1 protein-coding gene is annotated in these 1,656 nt (G+C 42.9%); it reads left to right on the top strand.

Annotated elements, in window-relative coordinates; translation table 11 throughout:
• The first annotated feature begins 106 nt into the window (after positions 1-106).
• Positions 107-1,633: an IS1182 family transposase gene (locus RT250_RS13440; RefSeq protein WP_313115397.1), complete on the top strand. Its 1,527-nt coding sequence runs from the start codon at positions 107-109 to the stop codon at positions 1,631-1,633.
• Positions 1,634-1,656: the final 23 nt, after the last annotated feature.

The following is a 1,656-nucleotide window of genomic DNA, read 5'->3' as shown; positions in this document are numbered from 1 at the left end:
TATACTAAACGTCAGACTGCGCAATAACCTCCCTTTCTTAATAACTTTGTTGATTACCTTTTATCCATTGGCCAAATTGCATTAAAATATTGGCTATCTTGATGTTATGGATTTTATAACAGGATTTAATCGGGATCAATTGGTAATGATGGATTTTGAGTCTTGCGTAGGGCAGGATTCCTGGGCACGTACCGTTGATATGTTCGTGGATATCCTTCCAATGGAAGAGCTTGGTTTCCAGGACGTGCTCAACTCCGAGGGAAGGCCTCCTTACCATTCTAAAGATATGCTCAAGCTCTATCTCTACGGGTACAAGAACAAACTTCGCTCCTCACGCCAAATGGAACATGCCTGCAAGGTTAACCTTGAGGTTATCTGGCTCTTAAAAGGATTGCACCCATCGGCAAGAAAAATCGCTTACTTCAGAAAGAACAATGCAGCGGCATTCAAGCTAGCCTTTAGACATTTTGTAGGACTGCTCAAGGAATGGGAACTTATAGAAGGTGCGACCATTGCGATAGACTCATTTAAGATTAGGGCACAGAATGCCCAAAAGAACAATTTCAACCAAAAGAAGATCGACCGCCATATCGCCTACATTGACGATAAGATCAAGAAGTACCAAGATCAGCTCGACCAAGGCGATGGGAACATCGATGAACAGGAAATCGAGACAAAGGTTGCTTACCAGGAATCAAAAAAAGAAAGATTCCGCAGCATAGAAAAAAGGTTGGAGGAAAGTGGCGAGAGCCAGATTAGCCTTACCGATCCCGACGCAAGATCCGTCATCCTACACCGTAACATCATCAATGTAGGTTACAACGTGCAGGCGGGCTGCGACGCGAAGTACAAGCTCTTGGTAAACAACGATACGGGTAGCGTGAACGACACCCATGCGCTCTCGCCCATGGCACTGGACGCCAAGCAGCTCCTTGGAGTGGAAAGTATGGATATCCTCACTGACAAGGGATACACCACGGCTAAACATCTTGCAATATGCACCAAGAACGGGATAACTCCTTACTCCTCACCGAAGGACCATTCTTCGCATCACAACGGACGCTATCCAATGGTCGATTTCAAGTATGATAAAATAAAGGATACCTACACTTGTCCGGAGAATAAAGTATTGGCCACCAATGGAAGTATATACAATAAAGCTGGTCACAAGGTCAAACATTACAAGAACAAAAAGGCCTGCGGGCTATGTCCCAAAAGAGCGATGTGCACCACAAATAAAAACGGACGCTTTATAGAACGCTCCATTTACCAGGAGGCACTGGACGAAAACCAAAAAAGAGTAAGAGAAAAACCTGAATACTATAGACTCAGACAACAAGTAACCGAGCACCAGTTTGGGACACTGAAAAGACAATGGGGATTTACCTATACATTGATGAAGGGGAAGCAAAACGTACTCTCTGAGGTAAACCTGATGATGATCTGTTATAACCTTACCAGACTCTCGTCTATTCTGGGACCAGAAGTGTTGAAAAAAAGGCTCAAAGGGCTTATGACTGAATTTTCGACCCTATTTGAAGTGATTTTGGCTTATATGGAAGGCTTTCTTTTACCTGATAAAAAATATCCATATTTAAGAATCGAAAATAATATCGTTTTAAAGCCGCTCTAGATAACAATGGATTCATTATTTTT

Source organism: Aequorivita sediminis (genome assembly GCF_032080575.2).
Lineage (GTDB): Bacteria > Bacteroidota > Bacteroidia > Flavobacteriales > Flavobacteriaceae > Aequorivita > Aequorivita sediminis.
Note: the sequence above shows the minus strand (reverse complement) of the source record. Positions and strands in the feature narration are given on the sequence as shown.